The 19,423-nt window shown below is 36.0% G+C and carries 19 protein-coding genes; 12 read left to right on the top strand and 7 right to left on the bottom strand.

The window, feature by feature from the left end:
* The first annotated feature begins 137 nt into the window (after positions 1-137).
* On the top strand, positions 138-824 hold the full coding sequence (locus Bra60_RS02760; protein ID WP_078688533.1) for an alpha/beta hydrolase: 687 nt from the start codon (positions 138-140) through the stop codon (positions 822-824).
* 42 nt (positions 825-866) lie between these two features.
* Here Bra60_RS02760 and Bra60_RS02755 read toward each other — a convergent pair whose 3' ends face one another.
* The 3 genes from Bra60_RS02755 to Bra60_RS02745 form a co-directional block, all read right to left on the bottom strand.
* The gene (locus tag Bra60_RS02755; RefSeq protein WP_078688532.1) at positions 867-1,640 is read right to left on the bottom strand and encodes an alpha/beta fold hydrolase; all 774 of its coding nucleotides are present in this window, start codon (positions 1,638-1,640) and stop codon (positions 867-869) included.
* Entirely contained in the window at positions 1,637-2,155 is a 519-nt protein-coding gene (locus tag Bra60_RS02750; RefSeq protein WP_236823961.1) for a DUF192 domain-containing protein, read from the bottom strand. The genes Bra60_RS02755 and Bra60_RS02750 overlap by 4 nt, the downstream gene beginning before the upstream one ends.
* 93 nt (positions 2,156-2,248) lie before the next feature.
* Positions 2,249-2,824, bottom strand: a complete 576-nt coding sequence (locus Bra60_RS02745; RefSeq protein WP_078688531.1) for a cold-shock protein — start codon at positions 2,822-2,824, stop codon at positions 2,249-2,251.
* A 327-nt stretch (positions 2,825-3,151) separates the two neighbouring features.
* Between Bra60_RS02745 and Bra60_RS02740 the strand changes: the two genes are divergently transcribed.
* The 5 genes from Bra60_RS02740 (at position 3,152) to Bra60_RS02720 (ending at position 8,013) form a co-directional block, all read left to right on the top strand.
* The gene (locus tag Bra60_RS02740) at positions 3,152-4,321 is read left to right on the top strand and encodes an ABC transporter substrate-binding protein (RefSeq protein ID WP_078688530.1); all 1,170 of its coding nucleotides are present in this window, start codon (positions 3,152-3,154) and stop codon (positions 4,319-4,321) included.
* Positions 4,322-4,402: 81 nt separating this feature from the next.
* Entirely contained in the window at positions 4,403-5,479 is a 1,077-nt protein-coding gene (locus Bra60_RS02735) for a branched-chain amino acid ABC transporter permease (RefSeq protein ID WP_078698050.1), read from the top strand.
* Positions 5,479-6,540: a branched-chain amino acid ABC transporter permease gene (locus Bra60_RS02730; RefSeq protein ID WP_078688528.1), complete on the top strand. Its 1,062-nt coding sequence runs from the start codon at positions 5,479-5,481 to the stop codon at positions 6,538-6,540. The genes Bra60_RS02735 and Bra60_RS02730 overlap by 1 nt, the downstream gene beginning before the upstream one ends.
* Positions 6,533-7,306, top strand: a complete 774-nt coding sequence (locus Bra60_RS02725; protein WP_035005883.1) for an ABC transporter ATP-binding protein — start codon at positions 6,533-6,535, stop codon at positions 7,304-7,306. The genes Bra60_RS02730 and Bra60_RS02725 overlap by 8 nt, the downstream gene beginning before the upstream one ends.
* Entirely contained in the window at positions 7,303-8,013 is a 711-nt protein-coding gene (locus tag Bra60_RS02720; RefSeq protein ID WP_078688527.1) for an ABC transporter ATP-binding protein, read from the top strand. Before Bra60_RS02725 ends, Bra60_RS02720 begins: the two co-directional genes overlap by 4 nt.
* Before the next feature lie 169 nt (positions 8,014-8,182).
* Here the strand turns inward: Bra60_RS02720 and gatA are convergent, their stop codons facing one another.
* Both gatA and gatC read right to left on the bottom strand, forming a co-directional pair.
* Entirely contained in the window at positions 8,183-9,667 is a 1,485-nt protein-coding gene (gene gatA / locus Bra60_RS02715) for an Asp-tRNA(Asn)/Glu-tRNA(Gln) amidotransferase subunit GatA (RefSeq protein ID WP_035005886.1), read from the bottom strand.
* 30 nt (positions 9,668-9,697) lie between these two features.
* The gene (gene gatC, locus Bra60_RS02710) at positions 9,698-9,985 is read right to left on the bottom strand and encodes an Asp-tRNA(Asn)/Glu-tRNA(Gln) amidotransferase subunit GatC (protein WP_078698049.1); all 288 of its coding nucleotides are present in this window, start codon (positions 9,983-9,985) and stop codon (positions 9,698-9,700) included.
* Positions 9,986-10,138: 153 nt separating this feature from the next.
* Here gatC and ruvX point away from each other — a divergent pair, with 153 nt between their 5' ends.
* A complete protein-coding gene (gene ruvX / locus Bra60_RS02705) occupies positions 10,139-10,630 on the top strand; it encodes a Holliday junction resolvase RuvX (RefSeq protein ID WP_078688524.1) in 492 nt (163 codons plus the stop codon).
* Here ruvX and Bra60_RS02700 read toward each other — a convergent pair.
* Positions 10,604-12,232 carry an acyl-CoA dehydrogenase family protein gene (locus tag Bra60_RS02700; RefSeq protein WP_078698048.1) on the bottom strand — a complete coding sequence of 543 codons (1,629 nt, stop codon included), beginning with the start codon at positions 12,230-12,232 and terminating at the stop codon, positions 10,604-10,606. The genes ruvX and Bra60_RS02700 overlap by 27 nt on opposite strands.
* A 126-nt stretch (positions 12,233-12,358) precedes the next feature.
* Between Bra60_RS02700 and Bra60_RS02695 the strand changes: the two genes are divergently transcribed.
* The 4 genes from Bra60_RS02695 to dprA are packed head-to-tail and all read left to right on the top strand — an operon-like array spanning position 12,359 to position 16,419.
* Positions 12,359-13,324, top strand: a complete 966-nt coding sequence (locus tag Bra60_RS02695; protein ID WP_078673724.1) for an aspartate carbamoyltransferase catalytic subunit — start codon at positions 12,359-12,361, stop codon at positions 13,322-13,324.
* Positions 13,321-14,625, top strand: coding sequence for a dihydroorotase (locus tag Bra60_RS02690; protein ID WP_078688522.1), 1,305 nt, complete (start codon positions 13,321-13,323; stop codon positions 14,623-14,625). Before Bra60_RS02695 ends, Bra60_RS02690 begins: the two co-directional genes overlap by 4 nt.
* A gap of 8 nt (positions 14,626-14,633) precedes the next feature.
* The gene (gene plsY, locus Bra60_RS02685) at positions 14,634-15,260 is read left to right on the top strand and encodes a glycerol-3-phosphate 1-O-acyltransferase PlsY (protein WP_035005896.1); all 627 of its coding nucleotides are present in this window, start codon (positions 14,634-14,636) and stop codon (positions 15,258-15,260) included.
* Positions 15,238-16,419, top strand: a complete 1,182-nt coding sequence (gene dprA, locus Bra60_RS02680; RefSeq protein ID WP_442856040.1) for a DNA-processing protein DprA — start codon at positions 15,238-15,240, stop codon at positions 16,417-16,419. The genes plsY and dprA overlap by 23 nt, the downstream gene beginning before the upstream one ends.
* Here the strand turns inward: dprA and Bra60_RS02675 are convergent.
* The gene (locus Bra60_RS02675; protein ID WP_035005898.1) at positions 16,379-16,585 is read right to left on the bottom strand and encodes a hypothetical protein; all 207 of its coding nucleotides are present in this window, start codon (positions 16,583-16,585) and stop codon (positions 16,379-16,381) included. The two genes, dprA and Bra60_RS02675, sit on opposite strands and share 41 nt — an antisense overlap.
* Before the next feature lie 246 nt (positions 16,586-16,831).
* Between Bra60_RS02675 and topA the strand changes: the two genes are divergently transcribed.
* Positions 16,832-19,423 (top strand): type I DNA topoisomerase, encoded by a 2,592-nt coding sequence (gene topA / locus Bra60_RS02670; RefSeq protein ID WP_078688521.1) that lies wholly within the window; start codon positions 16,832-16,834, stop codon positions 19,421-19,423.

The following is a 19,423-nucleotide window of genomic DNA, read 5'->3' as shown; positions in this document are numbered from 1 at the left end:
AATGCAATTTTCTTGAAAAACGCCTTCAAAAAAGGATATCTAGTAATTAATTAAAGAAAATACCTAAACAAGGTGGATTTTATTGTAAAATTCGACCAAGGTCAATGAAAACATTCATAGCTTTTAAGGAGCATTTAATGCCAGAAATCATTTTTAATGGTCCCACAGGTCGTCTTGAAGGACGTTATCAACCTTCTCAACAAAAAAATGCACCAATTGCGATTGTTCTACATCCTCATCCTCAATTCGGTGGAACAATGAATAATAAAATTGTTTATGATTTATTTTATATGTTTCAACAACGTGGTTTTACTACACTGCGTTTCAATTTTCGTGGCATTGGTCGAAGTCAAGGAGAATTTGATTATGGTATAGGCGAACTTTCAGATGCTGCCGCCGCTCTTGATTGGGTGCAAACACAGCATCCTAATTCTAAAAACTGTTGGGTAGCTGGTTATTCGTTTGGTGCTTGGATTGGAATGCAACTTCTCATGCGCAGACCTGAAATTGAGAGCTTCATATCAGTTGCTCCACAACCAAATATTTATGATTTTTCATTTCTTGCTCCTTGTCCTTCATCCGGCTTAATCATTCACGGTGATATCGACAAAGCCGCACCTTCGAAAGATGTTCAAAATCTTGTCGATAAACTAAAAATGCAAAAAGGAATTACTATTACACAAGAAATCCTAAAAGGAGCTAACCACTTTTTTAGTGGATATAATGAAGAACTTATTGAACGATGTGGACAATATTTAGATAGGCATATCGCAAGTAACTTATCAACTCTTTCTCCACGTAAAATACCTGCACTTTTAAAATAATAGATTATTTCTTTAATATCTCGAATATCTTTTAAACAATAATTAAACAATAGGATGACGAGCAAGAAAATCGATAACACCTTTTTTATAAACTTTATCTCCAACAGCAAGCATATGATCACGCCCAGGAATTTGTAGTGCCTCACCATGTGGCAATAAAGCCACTAATGGCTCAGCTTCACCACTAATTTCATCTAATGAACCAACTGCAACGAGTGCAGGCTGCTTAATTTTATAAATTTCATGCTCTGTTAATTCTTGTTTTGATGTCATGATACAAGCAGCAAGAGCACGTCTATCGCTCTTAGTTTGTTCTGCAAATTTACGGAACATCAAACCACGAGGATCAGTAATTGCTGAAACATCTTTTTCTAAAAGAGCTTGAGCAACAGGCTCCCAATCACCTGCCCCCGTTACCATACCAATTCCTAAACCACCCAAAATAACACTATGCACATATGTCGGATACAAAAGAGCCATAAATGCGCTAATTCGAGCTCCCATAGAATATCCCATAACATGGGCCTTGGATAACTCTAAATGTTGAAGCAATTTAACCGCATCACTAGCCATAGCTTGAGGTGTATAAAATAAAGGATCATAGATCTTATCCGAATCACCATGGCCACGATTATCAAAAGCAATAACACGATAGCCTGCCGCAATGAGAGTACGAAACCAACCTGTTGCATACCAATTTATACGCGCAGAAGATCCAAAACCATGAATCAATAAAATAGGAGCACCCTGTCCTTCTTCACAGTAAGCAAAACGCAAACCATCATGTTCAAAAAAGCGAATCTCTTCTGCTGTCATAGTTTATCACTTTCACATTTCTCATAAATAACAGGATGCATCACACATTGACCCTGCTGTATCTTTTTATCAGCAACCTCACCGGCATTAAGTTCTATAGCAAAAGCTGCAGGTACTTTTGACGAAATTATATTTTTTGAAAATGGAAGAGTATTTTCAACAATTGAAACAATAACTCCCTTTGAATTTAAAAAAATTATATCTAAAGGTAAAGATGTATGAGACATCCACATAAGCATTTCTTGTTTATCTTCTGGCATACTACCAAGAAAATTCTTGAACAACATAGCACGATTACGAGGAAAATCAGTACGATACATCAAACCAGCGCTCGCTTGAGTTCTTAAAAATGCAATCTCTACCTCATAAAAAATCGCATTCTGTTCCGTATTAATTATTAAAAAATTTGGATCAGTAGGAATCTCTATAGGCTTTCCTGCTATAACAGCACTTGAAATATTAGCGCATAAAAATAGAATAAATTGAATAATTTGTTTCCTCTTTAAGAATTTCAAAACTCTTATCCTACATCATCACTATTTTTCTTTAAGATAAATTACACAACTTAAAAAACAGAGATGATACTTTTCCTTAATAACATTAGAAATTTAATTTGTAACAAATGGAAGCGCTATATCAGGATAAATTTCTGCTGTCATCAAGCCCTTTTCCCCCTTACCAAAACGCACAAGGACAACCTGACCAGAACGGAGTTCCGCTAAACCAAAACGACGTAATGTCTCCATATGAATGAAAATATCCTCCGTTCCTTGCCCCCGGCTAAGAAAACCAAATCCTTTTTCGCGATTAAACCACTTAACAATTGCACGCTCTAAACCACTTTCAGGAGTTACTACAACATGTGTACGCACTGGAATTTCTGAAGGATGAGTAGCTGATGAGCAGTCAATAGACTTAACTTGGATACATTTTAGCCCTCTCTCTGTTTGTTTTACAACACAAATAACTTTAGCTCCTTCTAAAGCTGTTTGAAAACCATCTCGCCGCATCACTGTCACATGCAATAATATATCAGGAAGACCGGGAAGATCAGGAATAATAAATCCGTATCCCTTGCTGCCATCAAACCATTTAATGACACCACTAATTTCAATAATTTCACCACAAATATCGAGACCATCTTCAGATGGAGAACAATCTTTTAATGTATCCTTACTTGTCATAACCAAACGTGATCCTGTAGGTTTGAATTCTACAAATTGATTCTTCTGCGTAAGTAAACATTGTAGTTACATCAACAAGCAAGACCAAAGATAAGATTTCCCCATATTGTCGTATCTACTTCGTAATGTCAGCTCATAAATCATAAAATTTCATCCAAGAAGGTTTACACACATAAATAAATATAATGGTAATCTCGAAGACTTTTTGCACACACTCGTACACACTGATCAATTTTATAAGATGTATAACTTGCATGATAATAAAGTTCAAGATAATGTACACAATTTATAATAAAAATTATAACTGACAATAAGGAAAAGTGCGTAATGCAATTGAGAAAGATCCTTACCGTAGCTTTTATAATAAGTGCATTTCTGACAAATGCCTCTGCAGAAAATCCTATTAAAATTGGTGTTTATCTTCCATTAACTGGACAAAATGCGTTTGGAGGAAAACTTGAACTTGATGGTATACAATTAGCACATAAAAAAAATCCAGAAATACTAGGACGCAAAGTTGAGCTGATTGTTATTGATAATAAATCTGATAAAGTAGAATCAGTCAATGCTGTCGCGCGTTTAACCGCCAATGACAAAGTTAATGGAATCATTGGAACCTATGGTTCTTCACTGTCATTAGCAGGTGGAGAAGTATCTGAAAAAGCAAAAACACCTACTATCGCAACTTCATCAACAAATGCACTGGTTACACAAGGCAAAAAGTATTATTTTCGTGCATGCTTCACTGACTCTTATCAAGCTATAGGTGCTGCAACTTATGCAACCCAAATTTTACATGCCAAAAAGGCAGCTATCTTAAAAGATATATCTAACGATTATGCAATTGGTCTTGCACGTTACTTTACCAGTTCATTCAAAAAGTTAGGCGGTGAAATTATCTCAAATTTAAATTATAACTCTGGAGACCAAGATTTCTCAGCCGCTCTTATACAAATCATAGCACAAAAACCTGATATCTTATTCATCCCATCTTATTTTGCTGAAGGTGCCATAATTATAAAGCAAGCACGTGAATTGGGGGCAAAATTTCGCATTATGGGTGGAGATGCTATGGATAATCCAGAAACTATTGCCATTGCAGGACTAGCTGCAGAAGGATTTTTGCATACAACACTTCCTTACAATGAAGCTATACCAAACATGTCAAAAGCCGCACAAGAATTTACAAATCAATGGAAAACTGCTTACCCCAATAAACAACCAAATATCAATTCAGTTTTGGGGTACACAGCATATATGATGTTTATGCAAGCCATTGAAAATGCTGGCAGTGCTGATCGTGAGCAAATTACAGCTGAATTGAGTAAATTAAAAGATTTTCAAACCCCTTTTGGAACTATATCCATAGATGAAAATCATAATCCTCAAGCTTCTATTGGTATAATTGAAATAAAAAATGGAAAGCGTATTTACTTACACGAAATACAGTCTACTGACTTACAAAAAACAATGCAAACTAATAAGTTGCTCAATTAAAATTATAAGCTTAGTTAATGTATTCCAAGATTAAATTATTTAGAGCTATCATATTTCATATTAATACATAAGGAATAAGAGATGAGCACTGAAATGTTCATTCAATATCTCTTTAATGCGCTGACATTAGGATCACTTTATGGGCTTATTGCAATCGGTTATACCATGGTTTATGGTGTTCTGAGGTTGATTAATTTTGCTCATGGTGATCTCATGATGTTGGGAGCATATTTTTTTTCCTTTTCTACAATTAGCTCTATGCCTACATGGGTTGCTATTTTACTTATATTGTTCTCAGTTTTTATTTATTATTCAATCTTTATTGGATTTCAGAAACAACAAAAAGTTTGTTGGATTTCTATCTTTTTTATTCTTGTTTCAGGACTTATTTATTACTCACAAATTTCTCTGCAAGATTTTAAACCCGTTTGGATCTTAGCTATTTTTTTTTCCATTTTTATTACCGGTGCAGTGGGAATTTTTGTTGATCAGTTAGCCTATAAACCTTTGCGTAACGCTCCACGTATTTCAGTGCTTATCAGCGCAATTGGCATTTCTTTTCTTATTGAAAGTCTTGCAATCATGTTTTTTAGCAGCATTCCAAAAGCTGTAAAACAACCAGATTTTCTTGTAACACCAATCTTATGGTCTTTCGGACAGGATGCAAAAAGTATCATTCGAATTGCTCCCATGTCTCTCATCGTTCCTATTGTTTCATTCATTCTTGTTATTATTTTATTATGGATAATCAACAAAACAAAGCCGGGTCTTGCTATGCGTGCAATATCATATGATATTGAAACAACTCGTTTAATGGGTGTTTCTGTTAATAAGATTATTGCATTTACATTTTGTATAGGTTCTGCATTAGGTGCCATAGCGGGTATTATGTGGTCTTTACGTTATCCTCAAATTCATCCTTATATGGGTTTGCTTCCTGGATTAAAAGCTTTTATTGCAGCCGTTATTGGAGGTATAGGCTCAATTCCAGGAGCAATGCTCGGAGGCTTACTATTAGGATTTATTGAAATTATGGTTGTTGCCTTCTCTCCAACTTTATCTGGATATAGAGATGCCTTTGCTTTTATCCTCTTGATTCTTATCTTATTAATAATGCCAACTGGTTTAATGGGTAAGAAAAACCAGGAGAAAATTTAATGACAAAATCATTAAACATTTTTCTATCATTTGTTAGCATTATAATTTTTATTAGCTTTTTATTTTATGCTGATAACTATTTTAATGACTATACACTGCGTATTATTAATCTTATCGCTATCAATGCAATATTAGCAATTTCACTCAATTTGACTTATGGATTTACAGGGATGTTTTCCCTAGGACATGCTGGTTTTATGGCTATTGGTGCTTATGCATGCGCAATTTTTCTTCTCTCTCCTGAACAAAAAGAAATGATGTGGATTTTAGAACCGATAGCTGAACCCTTAAAAAATTTGCAACTATCGTTTTTTGTTTCTGTGATTATAAGCGGATTATCTGCTGCAATTATAGGTTTGCTAATCGCTTTCCCTATTTTACGCCTTGGTGGTGATTATCTTGGAATTGCAACACTAGGCTTTGCAGAAATTATTCGTGTTGTCATTATTAATGCCACGCCTTTAACAAATGGTTCATTAGGAATCAAAGGAATACCTCAATATGCTACGTTATGGTGGAATTTTGGGTGGTTAGCATTTACAATAATTTTCATTACTCTTTTATTACAAAGCAATACAGGTAATGTTTTACGTGCTATTCGCGATGATGAAATCGCTGCGAAAATAATGGGAGTAAATACTTTTTTCTATCGCTGTTTTTCTTTTACGGTTGGTGCATTTTTTGCAGGTATTGGTGGTGCATTAACCGCCGCTCTTATTTCAACTGTCGATCCCAAAATGTTCAATTTTATCCTAACCTTTAATATTTTAATGATTGTTGTGGCTGGTGGTCTTGGTTCTATTACAGGAAGCGTTATAAGCAGCATTATTATCACAATAATGCTTGAGTGGCTTCGTATCGTTGAAAGTCCATTAAACCTAGGCTTTATAAATATTCCGGGATTACCAGGCCTACGAATGGTTATTTTTTCAATTATATTGCTGGCAATTATCTTATACTGGCAAAAAGGGTTATTAGGCCAACGTGAATTTTCATGGAATTGGATTTCCAATCTTTTAATAAGAAGAAATCTTTTCAAAATGAGAAAAAATCATGAATAGTACGATTCTCTCACTCAATAATCTTACAATGCATTTCGGTGGATTAATTGCTGTAAACAATGTTAATATGGCTATTAAACGAGGAACAATTACTGGATTAATTGGTCCAAATGGTGCCGGAAAAACAACTATTTTTAATATGATTTCTGGTTTTTATGCGCCAACAAATGGAGAAATTCTTTTAGATAATAAAAAAATCTGTGGCCTCCCACCTTATACTATCTGCAAGCTTCATATTGCACGAACGTTTCAAAACATACGCCTTTTTTCAGGATTAACAGTCTTACAAAATATTATGGTAGGTGCTCATATTCGACAGAAACAACCATGGTTTAATGCAGCTTTATTATTACCAAGTGCGCTTAAAGAGAAAAGACAAATTCATAACAATGCAATGGAACTTCTTAAAAAGCTTCAGCTTGATCATCTCGCTCATCAAAAAGCAACCACCCTCTCCTATGGAGCACAGCGACGCTTAGAAATTGCTCGAGCTTTAGCAACAAAACCAAAACTGCTTCTTCTTGATGAACCCGCAGCCGGTATGAATCCACAAGAAAGCGATGAATTAAGGCAATTTATAGAAAAAATCAAAAAAGAATTTGATCTTACAATCCTTTTGATTGAACATGATATGAAAGTTGTTATGAAGCTTTGTCAATATATTTGTGTATTAGAATATGGTCGTTGTATTGCTAATGGCACACCCAATGAAATACGCAATAATCCTAGAGTTATTAAAGCTTATCTCGGTGAAGATATATCATGAATATTCTTGAAATAAAAAATCTTCATGTTCATTATGGTGCAATTAAAGCTGTTCAAGACCTTTCTATGTCTATAAAAAAAGGCAGCATAGTTACTCTAATTGGAGCGAATGGAGCTGGTAAAAGCAGCACTGTACATTCTATTGTAGGCCTCAATCGATCGATTCACGGAGAAATTATATATAAAGGCAAATCTATCATAAAAAAACAACCGGAAGAAATTTTACGATTAGGTATTGCCTTAACGCCTGAAGGAAGGCGTATTATACCTCACTTTACCGTTTTAGAAAATCTTCAGCTAGGCGCTTATATCTGTAATGATAAAACTGTTGTTACTCGCAATATCGAATGGATATTTGATTTATTTCCACGCTTGCGTGAAAGATCTCAGCAACTGAGCGGTACAATGTCAGGCGGTGAACAGCAAATGTTAACCGTAGGTCGCACCCTTATGAGTAATCCCGATATAGTTATATTAGATGAGCCATCTCTCGGTTTAGCGCCCCTTCTCGTACGTGAAATCTTTTCGATTATAAAGAAAATTAATGATATGGGGAAAACTGTTCTTCTTATTGAACAAAATGCATCTGCAGCACTTTCCATTGCTAATTATGCTTATATTTTAGAAGTAGGAAAAATATTATTTCACGATGAAGCTAAAGCTTTGCTTTCCGATCCACGTGTCAAAGATGCATATCTTGGCAATTAAAAATTACAGTGCCTATTCCTTATTATTTAACTCTAATGATTATGAAGTTAATTAAAAGCTTCTTTTTGTTCATAACTCATTAGAAATAGCTTTAAAACGAATAAGTTTCATATATTTAATTGTTATTTATAATTAGTTTTATTAGCATTAAAATTATAAACTATATCTTTTATGTCCACCATTTTTCAGCATTTAATGTTCCTGCTGCTTGTTCTATAATATATGCTATTTTAAAAATCACTTCCTCAGAAAAAGATCTACCTATTAATTGTAATCCTAGAGGCAAACCATCTAATGATAAACCTGCAGGAACAGAAATCCCTGGTAAGCCAGCCATATTAACTGGCACAGTAAAAATATCATTAAGATACATGGCTATTGTATCATTCTTTATTTTTTCATCTGCAATACTAAAAGCGGATGTTGGCGTTGCAGGAGTTAGGATAGCATCAATACCAAGCCCAAAACAATGATCAAAATCACGTTTAATTAAAGTTCGTACTTTCTGAGCTTTAAGATAATAAGCATCATAATACCCCGCAGAGAGAACATAAGTTCCAATCAAAATACGCCGTCTGACTTCATCACCAAAGCCAGCTGAACGGGTATTTTCATACATTTCAATGACATCTTTTCCTGGTATACGAAGCCCAAAACGAACACCATCATAACGTGCTAAATTAGAAGATGCTTCAGCAGGAGCTAAAATATAATAAGTAGGCAAAGCATACTTTGTATGAGGTAAAGAAATATCAATAATCTCTGCTCCTGCATCTTTTAGCCAATTCATTCCTTTTTGCCAAAGATCAACAATTTCTTCAGACATCCCTTCAATATAATATTCTTTTGGGATACCAATTTTCATTCCTTTGATCGATTGACCAAGATAGCTTTCATAATCAGGTACTGGTAAATCAACTGAAGTTGAATCCTTACTATCAAAGGAAGCCATTGATTTTAACATAATTGCACAATCACGCACATCTCGTCCAATAGGTCCCGCTTGATCCAGTGATGAGGCATAAGCTATCATCCCCCAACGCGAACACCGACCATAAGTTGGTTTTATCCCTACAGTGCCAGTAAAAGCTGCTGGCTGACGTATTGATCCACCAGTATCAGTTGCTGTTGCTCCCGCACAAAGATGAGCTGCCACAGCAGCAGCAGAACCTCCTGATGAACCACCAGGCACAAGCTTCTCATCTGATTCTTTTTTTCGCCATGGATTAATAGTTGGGCCATAACATGATGTTTTATTAGATGATCCCATAGCAAACTCATCCATATTCAGCTTACCTAACATAACTGCTCCATCTTTCCATAAATTAGCAGTTACAGTTGATTCATATTTTGGTTTAAAACCGTCTAAAATATATGAACAAGCCTGAGTATGTATATCTTGTGTTGCAAAGAGATCCTTAATTCCCAGTGGAATACCTTCTAAAATGCCAGCCTTTCCTTTCGCTAAACGGATATCGGATTCAACTGCCATTTTTGTTGCTTGTTCTGCAGTTATTGCTACATAAGCATTCAGAATTGGATTAGCCAATTCAATTGCTTTCAAATAAGCTTCTGTTAGTTCAATTGCTTTCAAGTCTCCCTTTTTTAAAGCATCACGAGCTTGTGCAATTGTTAAGGTTATCAAATCGGTCATGTTGATTCTCGAGTTTTAAAATATAAAAAATTATTCGACTACTTTTGGAACAAGAAAAAGATTTTCTTCTGCTAAAGGCGCATTTGCTATAATATCCACAACCTTATTACCATCCGTAACCTCATCCTCACGTTTTCGTAACGTCATTGGAATTACTGATGTTAGTGGCTTAACTCCATCAACATCAACTTCGTTAAGTTGTTTTACAAAATCTAAAACGGTATTAAACTCCTCTGTTATACGTTCAACTTCATCATTATGGATAGCAATACGTGCTAATTTTGCCACCCGCTTGACTGTTTTACTCTCAACAGACATATTATATCTTCCTACTTGATTTACTCTAATATTATTAGCCTATTCATTTTTTGGCTATACAAGTCTACATCTATAAGTGCAAGAATATTGATATTTACACCCCAATTTTTATAGCAACTAACGAAAATATTATGATACTCTAAGCATATAAACATGGCCATTATCAGCATAAATGAAGTTATGACATATCTTTCACTTGGGCAGACAATAGCAAGCTTAGATTTGGGTACCAAAACAATTGGAATTGCTATTTCTGATATTAGTTTAACATTTTCAAATCCGCGACCTGTTATTTATCGAAAAAAATTCACATTAGATGCTCTCACGCTTATACAGATTTTTAACAATGAAAATGTAGGGGCTATTATCATTGGCTTACCTCTTAATATGAATGGAAGCAATGGCCCACGTGTTCAAGCAACTAAAACTTTTGTTAGTAATATGGCAACATATACAGAAATTCCTTTTGTTTTTTGGGATGAACGATTATCAACAATCGCTGCAGAACGTCTTCTTTTAGAAATGGATATGTCACGCTCTAAGAGAAAATCACGTATTGATTCAGCTGCTGCTGCTTTCATTTTACAAGGTGCTCTCGATAGAATTAAGACTCTGCCATCAAACAGTAGGATAGAGAATATCTAATAATTGCGTTGGATTATATCGTGCAATCAACATACCATAAGATGATCTCCATTGTCCTCCAAGACGGCTTTCCATGTAAGCATTTACAATATATTCTACTTCTGTATAACGTAACGCAGCACTAGCAGATGCATATGCCATCTGCTCAACAAAAAACCTACCAGCTCCCTCATTCGTTGAAGCCATATTCACAGCGGATTTAATAATCTCAATCGCTCGTGGACCAGCTTGTCCAATATCAGCTGCAATTTTTTCTAATAATTGCTGAAATAATCCAGGTGCTTTATCTCCTATAAGAATTGCATCCCTTACCAATTGATTCATACCACTATTTTTAACTATTCGTGCAGGACTATCACGCAATATTTGCAACAAGGGATTACTATCCGTAAAACTCTCTATACCAACCTGCGCAATAATTTCACCAACAATTGGAATCACTAATTGACTGACATGACAAGCAATAATAGGTGTCATAATTCTTGCAAAAGCTGCCTCAGAACGATTATCTACAGCATTATCAAATGCTCGGGCTAAACGCATAACCAATGCTTGCGAAGCAGCTATATCAAGTGCAATATCAGCAAAAATACGCTCTGTTAATGGTGGAAAGGGTTGATTTGGCATTTTCTTCCGAAGAAAATCTATACTAAATTGAAGTGCAGACCGCAAAACACCTGCAGATATTATAGCTTGATCGAAACGCATCATCGTTTCGATATCCTTAATCACCTTAGCCCCTTCTCCTACGTTACCCAAAAGCCAACCACAACAACCTCGGAATTCAATAACTCCCTCTGGAGCTGAACATTCTCCAGACCGCTGAATTAAATAACGAATTAATATAGTACCATTTAATAAGCCATTTTCTTGCAACCGTGGAATTAAAAAGCAGCTTAAAAGGCCATCTATCTCTGCGCTTACAACATATCCGTCAGCCATCGGATTAACAACATTGGTTTTTATAATGTTTAAACGGTATAGATCACGCCCCATTTTCTCATCAAAAGAAATCCTTTGAACAGCTGGAAAATTGAAAGTATATTTCTCACTTTCCTCAATATTATCAAAAGCACAAGTCAGTGAGGCGCCTGTTTTATTATCAATAGGCTTAGAAGATAAATCATACTGACGTGATAAAAGTGCATCTTGCCATTTTTTAAATAGTTCAATATCACCAATTAAAACTGCAATAGCAGCACTTGCTACAGTGATCTCATTCAAATGTCCTGTTTCCAAACCGGCCAATAAAGCCAAGCGAATAGCACGCGCCTGATAACGTACTCCATTCTCTGAAGTCGCACTTTCCCAAAGCGAAGAAACTAAACCTGCTTGTCTAGAATACCTCTGAAGAGTATGATAAGAAGGGTGAATATCTAATTCTTCTTTTGACTGTTTCCATCGATTATTATAGTGCAACCGGGGCCGGTGGCTGTTAGCTAAACGTGCAAGATCCCACGCCTCATCACTAGCCACAAAAGTTCCTATTTCCTCAAAGCCTGCCAACAAGGAAGTAGGTAAAGTAGACGCAATACGAAACATAAGCGTATCACTAAGAAATGCATTTTTTCGCTGTAAATTCTGCGTGAATACAACATTCATATAGTATATTCCTATTATTAGAATCACTCACATCATAGACTATTTGCCTTTTTACAGCTAAAAACATTTATTATATTTAAACAAATGCTGATTTACGCTCTTTAGAGATCTATAGAAAAGAATACTATGACTCATAATACTACTTTTCCAATTTTTCCTCACCGACATCTTTTAGGGATTAAACACCTCACTGTACAAGACCTTAATATATTACTTGATCGCGCAGATGAGAACGTACTTCTTTCCAAGAAAATTAATAAAAAACAATCTATATTGCATGGGTATACACAAATTAATCTCTTCTTTGAAGCTTCCACAAGAACTCAATCTTCGTTTGAATTAGCTGGCAAACGATTAGGGGCAGACGTGATGAACATGGCTATTAGTAATTCGTCTGTAAAAAAAGGAGAAACATTAATTGACACAGCCACAACTCTTAATGCTATGAAACCTGATATACTCGTTGTTCGCCATAGCTGTGCTGGAACTGCAGCGCTTTTAGCACAAAAAGTTGATTGTTGCGTAGTTAATGCAGGTGATGGTGCACATGAACACCCAACACAAGCTTTATTAGATGCTCTAACCATTAGAAGAATAAAAGGTCATATTGAAGGATTAACTGTCGCAATTTGTGGTGATATTTTACATTCACGCGTCGCCCGTTCTAATATTATCAGCCTCAATGCTTTAGGAGCTCGTGTTCGTGCTGTTGCCCCATCAACACTTCTCCCTCCTGGAATCTCAAATATGAGTGTTGAAGTATTTAATACAATGAAAGAAGGTCTAAAAGGTGCTGATGTTATCGTGATGCTACGCTTACAACGCGAGCGTATGACAAGTGCTTTTATCCCTTCTATTCGTGAATATTTCCATTATTTTGGTTTGCATAAAGAAAATTTAGCGTATGCTAAAAATGATTGCATTATCATGCACCCTGGCCCAATAAACCGTGGTGTAGAAATTGCTTCTGATATAGCAGATAGTACACAAAGTATGATTCACACACAAGTAGAAATGGGTATTGCTGTGCGCATGGCGGTCATGGAGGCTTTATTAGATTTGCGCCATAACTGGAGTAAAGAAAAGAAATGACAAAACCAATAGTTTTTCAAAACGCCCGCATTGTTGATCCTTCACGCGCAATTGATGAAATCGGTACAGTTATCATTGAAAATGGACTGATTGTAGCCGCTGGAAAAGAAGCTTTGAATCAAGGAATACCAGAAGGAGCAGAAACCATTGATGCACAAGATAAAGCAATTCTTCCTGGACTTGTTGATGCTCAAGTCTTTATCGGAGAACCAGGAGCTGAATACCCTGAAACTATTGCTTCAGCAAGCCAATCTGCAGCAGCCGGTGGTATTACCTCATTTCTTATGATGCCTGATACACAGACGATAATTGATAATGTAGCTCTTATTAAATTTATTACATGCACAGCGCATGAAACGTCATTAGTTAATATTTATCCAGTTGCTGCTATCACGCAAGGTCTGCAAGGACAAAAAATCACTGAATTTGGTTTATTGAAAGATGCAGGAGCAGTTGCCTTTAGTGAAGGAAAAAAGACACTCCAAAATTCAGCTGTGATGCGGCGGGCAATGATTTATGCACGTGATTTCGATATTGCATTGATTCATGAAACACAAGACCACGATCTTTCTGATCAAGGCGTTATGAATGAAGGCTTATTAGCGAGTTGGCTTGGTTTTTCTGGAATTCCGCGTGAGGCAGAAGTCATTCCACTCGAAAGAGACTTACGGCTAGCTATTCTAACACAAACACGTTACCACGCAGCACAGATATCGACAGCTATGTCTGCTGACGCTATTCGTTTAGCAAAACAAAATAGTGAAAAAATTTCAGCTGGTGTATCTATTAATCACTTATCTTTAAATGAAAATGATATTGGTGAATATCGTACTTTTTTCCGCTTAATGCCCCCATTACGTGCAGAAGAAGATCGTATAGCAATGATTAAAGCAATAAAAGATAGGACAATAGATATTATTTCTTCTTCTCACAATCCTCAAAGCATTGATAGAAAACGCTTGCCATTTCAAGAGGCTGCGCCAGGTGCTATTGGCATGGAAACTTTATTAAGTGCGGCTTTACGCCTTTATCACAATGAAACTGTACCTCTTGTACGATTAGTTGAACTTTTATCAACAGCACCTGCAAAACTCTTTGGTCTCAATGCTGGAACGCTTATGAAAGGCGCTCATGCAGATCTTATTTTGGTTGATTTAGATGAGCCATGGGTCTTATCTGTAGATACGCTACATTCACGTTCAAAAAATACTCCCTTCGAAAATGCTCGTTTTCAGGGACGTGTTCTTCAAACTTTTGTAAAGGGACAATCAGTATTTAAAATTAATCAGCAAAGCAAATGAGATTCTTAATGAGTGAAGTAGAAACACTTTTGCAATTCAATACATGTCTTATTTTCCTGATATCTTATCTCATTGGTTCTGTACCATTTGGATTACTTTTTACAAAATTTTATAAACTTGGCGATATAAGAACAATTGGTTCTGGAAATATCGGAGCGACAAATGTTTTACGAACAGGAAATAAAAAAATCGCAACTCTTACTCTTCTATGCGATATATTAAAAGGCACTTTTGTTATTTGGGTGACAAAATTTCTATTTCCTACTGTAGAAATTGCTCTTCTGGCTGGATTTTTAGCTTTCTTAGGGCATATTTATCCCATATGGCTTAAATTCAAAGGAGGTAAAGGAGTTGCAACTTATCTAGGTGTCTGCTTAGGTTTTGATTGGTTAGCAGCTCTTATTTTTATTATTGTCTGGATAGGAGCGTTTATATTAACGCGCTATTCTTCATTTTCTGCACTTGCAGCTGTAATTATTACTCCAATTTTTATTTACTATCATTCCCCTTCTTTCTATGTTGCTTGCATAGTAATAATAATGAGCATACTCGTTATTATAAAACATCATACTAATATTCGCAGATTATTAGCAGGGGAAGAAAATAAAATTGATACCACAAATAGGAATAAATAAAGGAATTTTGCTTACTGATCAGCAACGATTAAATTGGTTGCGGTTATTACGCAGCGAAAATATTGGAGCAGTTACTTTTCGTAATTTGATTGACCATTATAAAACAGCAGAAAATGCTCTTGCTATGCTTCCTGAGCTTAGTAAAAATGGAGGGCTTCGTAAACCTATTCGAATCGCGACATTAGATGATGCCGAAAAAGAAATGCAACAAGCTGAAAAACAAGGTATTAGGTTTATCGGTATAGGAGAACCAGATTATCCACCATTTCTCAAAATAGTAGAAGCATCACCTCCACTTATTGCCATAAAAGGTGGTTGCTCGATTTTTCAAAAACCTTCTGTTGGGATTGTTGGTTCTCGAAATGCCTCTGCAGTCGGCAAAAAATTAACTAATCAGTTTGCTCATTTTATTGGTAATGCTGGTTTTACGATTATTTCTGGACTTGCACGTGGAATTGATAGCACTGCTCATCAAGCAAGTTTGCTAACAGGCACAGTTGCAGTTATGGCTGGTGGTATTGATCACATTTACCCTCCCGAAAATCAAAAACTCTATGATGATATTCTTGCTAATGGTGGAGCAATTATTAGTGAAATGCCCATTGGTTGGAAAGCCCGTGCTATCGACTTCTCAAGAAGAAATCGTATTATTGCAGCTCTATCGCTTGGTCTTTTAGTGGTAGAAGCGGCCATGCGATCAGGCTCCTTAATTACAGCACGCCAAGCTGTTGAAATGGGACGATTGATTTTCGCTATTCCAGGTTCTCCACTTGATCCAAGAGCAATTGGTACAAATAATCTTATTAAAGAAGGTGCTTTGCTGGTTACACATCCCTCTGATATTATAGAAACACTCACACCATTAACATCGAATACAACCGATCCTCAACTTAGCTTTTTTGAAGAAACATATTCAATTCAATTTCCACAAGAAAATACTAGTCTCCCTAAGCAAATAACGAATGAGACTTCTTTGATTGGAGATGATATAGAACGTGAAGCTGTCCTTTCGGCTCTATCAAGCACTCCAATTGATTTAGATACACTCAGCATTTATTCAGGTGTTTCGTTACAAAAACTCTACCTCTTGTTAATTGAACTGGATCTTGCTGGAAAGCTTATTCGGCACTCTGGCGGTTACGTATCATTGTCGACTTAGGATCTTCTCCAAGAGCCTCAGAACTATTAATAATGCTTTGCCCCTCTTCAGCTGCCATATCCAAAAGCAATGCTAAAAGTGGACTATGAGCTTGACGTGCCATCTGGCTCATTTGTTTTGACATATCTGTAATATAGTGGATAATCTTTAAGTGATTTATAAACATAATCTTTTATCCTTGAGCATTCTCCCCACCTCTCAATAGATGTTATCTTAGTATTTTGCCGTATGCTTTTTATATTGGCTGTGGAAAATAAGTTATACGATTTCTTTTATAAGGTGTATTTCTAATAATAACAATCAAAAGTTGTATAATATAGTTTTTTTTTATGTGCTCTTGACCAATTGTCATTAGCTATTCATTTGAAAGAAGTTTATAAAGGGAATTTTGTTTCAACATTCGGATAAAATTATGGATATTGTTATCGTTGAATCTCCAGCAAAAGCAAAAACAATCAATAAATACCTTGGATCTCAATACAAAGTCATAGCATCATTTGGGCATGTACGTGATTTGTCTGCAAAAGATGGCTCTGTTCTTCCTGATAAAGATTTTGCTATGAAGTGGGATATTGATACTGCTTCAGCAAAACGTTTGAATGAAATAGCAAAAGCAGTCAAAGAAGCCGATAGCCTTATCTTAGCAACAGACCCTGATCGTGAAGGAGAAGCTATTTCATGGCATATCCTTGATGTTCTAAAACAAAAAAAAGTTTTAAACGATCAACGTGTTAAACGAGTTGTTTTTAATGCAATCACGAAAAAATCCGTTCTTGATGCCATGAAAAATCCACGCGATATTGATATATCGCTTGTAGATGCCTATCTTGCACGTCGAGCTCTCGACTACCTGGTTGGGTTTACTCTCTCACCTGTTTTATGGCGCAAATTACCTGGTGCTCGTTCTGCTGGTCGTGTTCAATCAGTTGCTTTACGTATCATTTGCAATCGCGAATCAGAGATTGAGCAATTCATTAAAGAAGACTACTGGTCAATTACAACATACTTGAAAACACTCCAAAATAATATTTTTCATGCACGGTTAATAGAATTTAACCATAACAAACTTGGTAAGCTTGATATTCAATCCCAAGAACAAGCTGATCAAATTCTCTCTATGTTGGAAAAAGCAAATTATCGCACGTTAAGTATTGAAGCCAAGCCTATAAAAAGGAATCCTTCTCCACCCTTTACAACATCTACATTACAACAAGCTGCTTCTTCAAAATTCGGTTTTTCAGCTTCTCGCACAATGCAAGTTGCTCAAAAGCTTTATGAAGGTGTTGAAATCAATGGTGAAACAGCAGGACTTATTACTTATATGCGTACTGATGGAGTGCAAATGGTTTCAGAAGCTATTGATGCAGCACGAAAAGCGATTATTGATTCTTTTGGAAGAAATTATCTTCCTGAAAAACCACGTTTTTATTCAACAAAAGCTAAGAATGCACAAGAAGCACATGAAGCTATTCGTCCTACAGATTTTACACGTCATCCTAATCAAGTGTGCAATTTTCTCGATAGTGATCAAGCAAAACTCTATGAATTAATATGGAAACGCGCAATTGCCAGCCAAATGTGTTCTGCTGAAATTGAACGTACAACTGTCGAAATTGAAGCATCTCAAGAAGAAAATCACGCTCATTTACGCGCAACAGGCTCTGTTATTCGTTTTGATGGCTTCATTTCTGCTTATACGGATCCAAAAGAAGAAGAAAATAGTGATGAGGATGAATCAACACATCTTCCGCAGATTAATGTTGGAGAATCACTTACAAAAGAAAAAGTTGAATCGGTCAAACATACGACAGAACCACCTCCTCGTTATTCTGAATCTGCATTAATTAAAAAACTTGAAGAATTGGGAATTGGTAGGCCTTCAACTTATGCATCTACATTAAGCACACTTTGTGATCGTGGATATATCATAACCGATAAACGCAAACTTATCCCTGATGTTAAAGGACGTATTGTTACAGCCTTTCTTGAAAATTTTTTTAATCGCTATGTAGAATATGGTTTTACAGCAGCTCTTGAAGAAAAATTAGATCTTATATCCGATGGAAAACTTTCCTGGAAAGATGTTTTACGCGATTTTTGGGATGAATTTAATGCATCTATTACGAGTATCCAAGAACTCCGCATAATGAACGTTCTTGATGTTTTAAACGTAACGTTAGCTCCTCTTGCTTTCCCGACACGTGAAGACGGAAGTGATTGCCGCTCTTGTCCCCTTTGTACAAATGGCCAATTATCATTAAAATTAGGGCGCTATGGTGCATTCGTTGGTTGCTCTAATTATCCTGAATGTAAATATACATGCCAATTAGGTTCAGATACAGAAGAACAAAGCAAAGCGGTGCACAATGATGAACCTGTTATGCTCGGTATTGATCCTGAAACAGGGAAAGATATTTCCCTTCGTCATGGCCGCTTTGGTCCATATATTCAACTTGGCGAAGGTAAAGAAATTAAGCGTGCAAGTTTGCCTAAAGGGTGGCACATAGAAAATATTGATTTTGATAAAGCTTTAGCTTTGCTGTCTTTACCTCGTGAAGTTGGCATTCATCCTGAAACAGGAAAAATAATTACAGCCGCAATTGGACGATATGGTCCTTATCTTGCTCATGATGGACAATACACAAATCTTTTTAGTACAGATGAAGTCTTTGATATCGGCATTAATCGCGCTGTTACAATACTTGCTGAAAAAAAAGAGAGTACAACAAACCGACGTAAAATAACACCTGCTACGCTGGCAACACTAGGAGATCACCCAGAAGGTGGACTAATTACTATACGTAATGGTCTTTATGGTCCATATGTTAACTGGAATAAAATTAATGCTACCTTACCAAAGGATAAAGATCCAGCTACAGTCACACTTGCAGAAGCATTAGAACTTATATTAGCTAAAGCATCGATAAAAAAAACAAAACAAAAAGCTACTTCAAAAAAGAAGGCAACACCAAAAAAATCCTCACCCCGCAAAAAGAAAGCATAA

Source organism: Bartonella sp. Raccoon60 (assembly GCF_002022585.1).
Classification (GTDB): Bacteria; Pseudomonadota; Alphaproteobacteria; order Rhizobiales; family Rhizobiaceae; genus Bartonella; species Bartonella rochalimae.
Note: the sequence above shows the minus strand (reverse complement) of the source record. Positions and strands in the feature narration are given on the sequence as shown.